This is a genomic window from Actinomadura sp. GC306, from assembly GCF_004348665.1.
Taxonomy (GTDB): Bacteria; Actinomycetota; Actinomycetes; order Streptosporangiales; family Streptosporangiaceae; genus Spirillospora.
Genome location: NZ_SMKM01000355.1, coordinates 1 through 5,866, shown reverse-complemented (window position 1 = coordinate 5,866; position 5,866 = coordinate 1). Strand labels below are relative to the sequence as shown.

The following is a 5,866-nucleotide window of genomic DNA, read 5'->3' as shown; positions in this document are numbered from 1 at the left end:
TTCCCGTGGGACGAGCTGGACGGCCGGCCCGCCGTCCTCGTCACCCTCGGCGCACCGGACGGCCCGGCCCGCGACCGCTTCTTCCGGGTCGCGGCCGAGGCCGTCCGCGGCCTGGACGTCCAGGCGGTCTTCGAGACGGACCCGGGCGCGCTGCCCGACCCGCCGCCGAACGTCCTCGTCCGGGAGCAGGTCCCGCGCCACAAACTGCTGGAGCGCGTCTCCGCGGTCGTATGCGACGGCGCCCACGACACCGTCTGCGCCTCGCTGGCCGAGGGCCTTCCGCTGGTGGTGGCGCCGGTCCGGGACGACCAGCCGGTGATCGCCGGGCAGGCCGAGGCCGCGGGGGCGGGCATCACCGTCCGCCATGCCCGAGCCCGCGCGGACGAACTCCGCACGGCCCTCACCACCGTCCTCGCCGAGGGCGCCCCGCACCGCACCGCCGCCGAGCGCGTCGCGGCCTCCATATCCGCGGCCGGAGGCGCCGCCGAAGCCGCCGACCGCCTGGAAAAGCTCACCTGACCGGCCCATGAGACGTGGTATTGCCGTTACGTCCGTTTTCTGCCATTCCGTGGGTCAGGATCAGCCCGGGGGAGAGTGGAATTCTCTGTAAGGTGCTGGCCATGTCTGGGAAGAAGCTCAACCCGGTGTTCGTGGTCCTCTGCGTCGCCGGCGCCCTCCTGATCGGCTTCTCGCTCTTCGGGACCCTCGTCGCGGGAGCGAGACTCGACGAGGCCGACGAGGACAAGTCCGAGGTCTCGCTGCAGCTCGCGACGATGCTCAACTTCATCGTCGCCGGGCTGGCGCTGATTCTCGCCGGGGTCGGATTCCAGCTCACGTCCGGTCCGAAGACCCCGCCGCCTCCGCTGCCCGGTCAGGCGCCGGGGTACCCGCACGGGCAGGCCCAGCAGCAGTACCAGGCCCAGCCGCAGCAGGCGCCGCAGTCGCAGGGCGGGCAGCAGTGGGGCCAGCAGCACTAGGCGTCGGCGGCGTAGGAGTCCAGGAGCCCCGCGGGGGCCCGGAGGCGGGCCGCCGCCTCCCGGAGCCGGTCCGGCCAATCGGCATCGCCGCGTAGCGCGCCCACGGCGGTCTCGATCGCCGAGGTGGAGCCCCAAAGGGCGGCGTTGCGGGCCGCCGAGTCGCGCTGGTCCCGATTCCACCACGCGGTGATGTGGCCGAGCTGGTCGGCAAGGGTGTCGCCGGGAATGACGCGGCCATGGAACGCGGCCCATTCTTCGCTCCGGGGATGCCTGCCGGCGTCGGCGTTCTCCTTATGCGCTTGCTGGAGTTCCTCCAGGACAAGGCACCAGCGGTAAGGCGCGGCGAAGAACTCGTTCTCCTCGGCTCCGCACGGGTGCCCTCGCAGAGCGGAAACGAGATGGCCGGCCAGGCTCGCCGGGCCGCTGCGGGCCGCGACGGCGGCGTCCACCGCGTGGGAGACCGTGCAGTCGCGAAGGCGCGCCGGCAGCTCGTCCACCACGGACGACGGCAGGGTGGGCGTGCCCCAGCCGGTCAGGTGGGCGGCGGCGGCGAGTTCGGCCCAGAGGACGAGTTCGGGACGATCGTCCAGCGCGCGCTGGGCCGCCCGCATGTCGCGGAGCGTGCAGGGGGAGTCGCGGCAGTCCGCCCCGCACGTGCCGCTCCGCGGGCTCACCAGCACGCGGGCGGACGCGACCGGCGCCGCCTTCTCCAGGTGCGAGCCGTCCGGCATGCGGACCAGGTGCGGGAAGTCCATGCCGTCGGTGAACACGGCGCCCTCGCCGGGCGTGAGCGTGACCAGGAACTGCGACTGGTCGTCGGTGATGTTCATCGTGGCGCCGACCGCGTCCCGGTCGTCCTTCGCTGGCAGCCGGTGGACGATCTTGACGGCGGTGTTCTTGATGACGTCCGGGACCAGCTTCGACGGGATCTGCTCCGCCACGACCAGCCCCTCCCCGTACGCGCGGATCTCCGCCAGCAGGCTCGCGAACGTCTCCACGGCGTGCGACGCGGGCCCCGCGCCCTCGCTGCGGCGCAGCAGCCGGTGCGCCTCCTCGAACACGCTCAGGTGCCGCAGCCCCGCCGGGGCGCCCTGGCGCTGCCGCATCCGCAGGTGCTCCACCAGGCGCACCAGGACGGTGCCCATCAGGAACGCCTTGTCGCGGTCGTCGCCGACGTCCTCGATCTCCAGGACGACGTTGCGGGCCAGCAGCTTGTCGAAGTCGATCGGGTGACCGCCCTCGAAGAACCGCCCGGTCGTGCCGAGCCGCAGGCTGGACAGCCGGACGCGGATGAACCCGCGCACGTTGTCGGTGATCTCCTGCCCGTAGCCGATGTCGGTCACGACCTGCTCGGCGGTGGCCTGCAGGTCCGCGAGGGTCGGGTAGCGGGGCGACGTCCCGGGAAGGGACGGCTCGCCGAGCGCCAGGTCCCAGCCGAGCCGCTCGTAGCAGCGGGTCAGCGCCGCGGCGAGCACCTGCGGGAACGGCTCGTCGGCGTCGAACGCGGCGAGGAACAGCGCGCGGACGAGGTCGGCGTGGGTCTGCAGCGGGAACGGCCGCCCGTCGGGGCCGCGCGCCGGTTCGAGGGGGTTGATGCCGGCGGCGATCGCGTCCGCGTCGCCGGGCCGGATCGCGACGACCTCCGCGTCCGGCAGCCGCGCCGCCATCAGCCGGTACTCCGCCTTGGCCGGCTCGACCACCAGCCACGGCAGCCCCGCGTGGGAGGCGGCGGTGAGCAGCGACCGGACGGTCTGCGACTTCCCGGCGCCGGTCGCGCCGCACACGAACGTGTGCCGGTTCAGGCTGGACAGCGGCAGCGCCAGCGGCCCGACCTCGCGGCGGTTGCGGTCCAGGACGCGCCCCAGCGGGACGCTCGGGCCCGCCGTCCCGGACGCCGCGTCGAACTCGGGCGTCACGTCGAACTCGGGCCGCATCGCGAAGCGGACCCCGGCGACCTCCCGGACGGGCGGCCGCGCCAGCGCCGCCACCAGCTGCGTGCTCGCCTCGAACGGGCCCTCCGCGCAGGGGACGAGCGCGTACGGCAGCCGGCTCAGATCGGCCGACGCGGACACCAGCGCCGCGACCCGCGCCGCGGCCCGCGGCGTCGCCGCCCCCGCCACCAGATGGACCCGCCACAGGCCGGATGTGGCCGCCTGGCGCACCTCGCGGTGGCGCCGCTCCATCCGGACGGCCGTCACCGAGTACTCCGGCGACATCTCCGCCATCGACTGGGCGTGCTGCTGCCGGTCGGCCAGCTCGTCCGCCAGCCGCTCGGTCTCCGGGCCCGTCATCGGCTCGGCGACCAGCATCCAGGCGAACGGCTGCATCCACACCGAGAGCAGGCCGTCCTCCAGCGAGGGGCGCGCGGGGTCGTCCTGCGGGCCGTCCGCGCGGGGGAGGTCGTCCACCAGCAGCCCGTCCGCGACCGCGCCGATGCCGACCCAGTGCGCCATCGAGTCCTCGGTGATGCCCTGCGGGAGCAGGACGCCGCGCCCGCCCGCCGGGAGGCTGAGCGTGGCGGTGTCCCCGGCGCGGTCGGCGAGCAGCCCCTCACCGCCGACGAACACCTCCGTGGGGCCGGACGCCTGCGTGCGCCGCCAGCCGACCAGCACCGCCTCCCCGCCCGCGTGGTACGCCGACACCAGCGCGGCCAGCCGCTGGTCGCGCCACTCGTCGCGCCCGTCCGCCGCGTCCCGCCGCGGAACCTCCAGCAGGCGGCAGACCGGCATGCCGCGCACCACGTCCCACATGGTCAGCCCTCCCGAGCGGGCCGCACGCCGCCGCCCCCGCCGTCCGCCATGGCCAGTCAGGTTATTGAGCAAGGCCGCCCTTGGGAAGGTCGTTTTCGCGACCGATGGCCTGACAAGTTCCGTGTCAATCTGCTTGGGTGGTTCGGACATCGCCGCGCATACCCCGCAGGGCGTGACGATCGAATCGGCACCCGGGAAGGACGGGGGTTCAGCGTCGTGATGGGCCGACCGGTCGATCCTGCAGGACTGCTGTCGCGCCGCGAGCGGCTCTTCAGCCCCGACCCCCGCCTCGGCTGGGTGTTCCGTGACCGCTGGTGGTTCCTGCGGCCGTTCCCCGAGCCCCCGCCGCGGCAGCAGGTCCTGCCGGACTACCTCGCGCGCCGCGTCCGCGAGACCGAGCAGGCCGCGCAGCGCCGCCTCAGCCGGACCTTCCCGGTGAGCGCGGGCATCGGCTCCCTCCTCCTGCTGTTCGCCGCCTGCACCGCGGGCGGCCCCGGCGCGGCCGTCCCGGTCGGGTCGCTCCTGCTCGGCGCCGTCGTGGCCGCGCCGGGCACGGCGCTGACCTGGTGGGCGGTGCGGCAGCGCAACGCCGCCCGCCAGGCGTACGAGCTGGCCCGGCAGCAGATCGGCGACACCTACCAGGAGCAGGCGCGGCAATGGCAGGCGCGTAAGCAGGCCCATGACGCCGCGGAGCGCGCGCGGCTCGACGCCTTACCCGAATGGGGAGCCGCCCCGCGGCCCGGCCGCCGCCTGGACGTGTTCGGCGGGAACCTCTGGGCGTGGGAGGCGCTGCTGACCACGTACGGGACGTCCACACTCGCCGTCCAGCCGCTGCTGGTCCTCGACCTGTCCCGCGAGATCGTCAGCCGCGAACTCGTCGAACTGGCCCAGGCCGCCTGGATGGGCGTGGACGCGCAACTGCTGCCCAGCCGCCAGGCGTCGTCCACCCTCCTGACGGACATGCCCCCACAGGACCTCGTGGACGCGATCGTCGAATCCATGCACGGCGGCACACCCGACGCCGCGCGCGCGGACCGCAGCATGGACGACCGCATCCTCACCAAGGTGTGCGCAGCCCTCGGCGACGACGTCACCCTGGGCCGCATCGCCGCGGCCCTGCGCGCCCTCATGGGCGAACCCGACGACGGCGACCTGCTGACCCGCGAGGAGCGGCGGCACATCACCGGCAACCTGTTCACCGTCGAGTACCGCCGCCAGGCCCACGCGAACCTGTCGCGGATCGAGTCCTACGTGCACCCGCTGGAGAGCCTCGGCACCGCGCCCTCGAAGGACGGCGTCGGCTACCTGACGTGCATCGCGCTCGACAGCCAGGCCCGCAACGTCCGCTCCGAACTGCTCACCGACCTGATCGTCCAGTGGGTCACGCACCGCATCACCGCCTCCCGGGACTCCACGCCCGCGCTGGTCATCGCCGGTGCCGACGAGCTGGCCCGCCGCCACCTGGAACGGCTGTCGGACGCGTGCGAGCGGCGCGGCGTCCCGCTGACCCTGCTGTTCCGGCGGCTGCGGGACACGTCCGCAGAGCTGATCGGCGGCGGCGCCGTGGCGTTCATGCGGCTCGGCAACCACGAGGACGCCGCGCGGGCCGCCGACTTCATCGGGCGCGACCACCGCTTCGTCCTGTCGCAGATCACGAAGAACGTCGGCGGGAACGAGTCCCACACCTCCACCGACACGCAGGGCGAAGGCGACTCGGAGACCTACAGCACCAGCCGTACGACGGGCACGTCCCGCAACTGGGGGACGAGCCGCTCGTCCGGTGTCAGCTACTCGGGCGGCGAGATGTTCGGGCTGTTCCCCGACCGCTCCACGTCGTCGCAGCGCGGCAGCAACCGGGGCGGCGGCAGCAGCACCAGCGACACCCGGGGGACCGCGACCTCGACGTCCCGGAACTGGTCGGCCGCCTACTCCTTCGCCGAGGGCACCAACTGGAGCGACGCCGACACCACCCAGCGCGTGTACGAGTACGCCGTCGAACCCGTCACCCTCCAGCACCTCCCGGACCACGCGCTGCTGCTGGTCGTGTCCGCCCCCGGCGGCGGCCGCACCGTCACGCCCGTCGAGTGCGACCCGTCCATCATCACCCTGGACCGCGTGACCACCGGTCCCCTCCCGGAC

General features: G+C 74.0%; 4 protein-coding genes. 3 read left to right on the top strand and 1 reads right to left on the bottom strand.

The features are described from left to right. On the top strand, window positions 1–519 hold a 519-nt coding region (locus E1200_RS30465), incomplete at its 5' end, for a nucleotide disphospho-sugar-binding domain-containing protein (protein ID WP_347813250.1). 101 nt (window positions 520–620) lie between these two features. Then, window positions 621–977 carry a hypothetical protein gene (locus tag E1200_RS30460; protein WP_131955617.1) on the top strand — a complete coding sequence of 119 codons (357 nt, stop codon included), beginning with the start codon at window positions 621–623 and terminating at the stop codon, window positions 975–977. Here E1200_RS30460 and E1200_RS30455 read toward each other — a convergent pair. After that, a complete protein-coding gene (locus E1200_RS30455) occupies window positions 974–3,727 on the bottom strand; it encodes an ATP-binding protein (protein WP_131955615.1) in 2,754 nt (917 codons plus the stop codon). The genes E1200_RS30460 and E1200_RS30455 overlap by 4 nt on opposite strands. Before the next feature lie 216 nt (window positions 3,728–3,943). Between E1200_RS30455 and E1200_RS30450 the strand changes: the two genes are divergently transcribed. Then, window positions 3,944–5,866 (top strand): hypothetical protein (locus tag E1200_RS30450; protein WP_131955613.1); only part of this gene is annotated, 1,923 nt, incomplete at its 3' end.

Excerpts from the sequence above, each read along its gene's own strand:
- E1200_RS30455 (WP_131955615.1), bottom strand. The coding sequence starts at position 3,727 with ATGTGGGACGTGGTGCGCGGCATGCCGGTCTGCCGCCTGCTGGAGGTT.
- E1200_RS30460 (WP_131955617.1), top strand. The coding sequence starts at position 621 with ATGTCTGGGAAGAAGCTCAACCCGGTGTTCGTGGTCCTCTGCGTCGCC.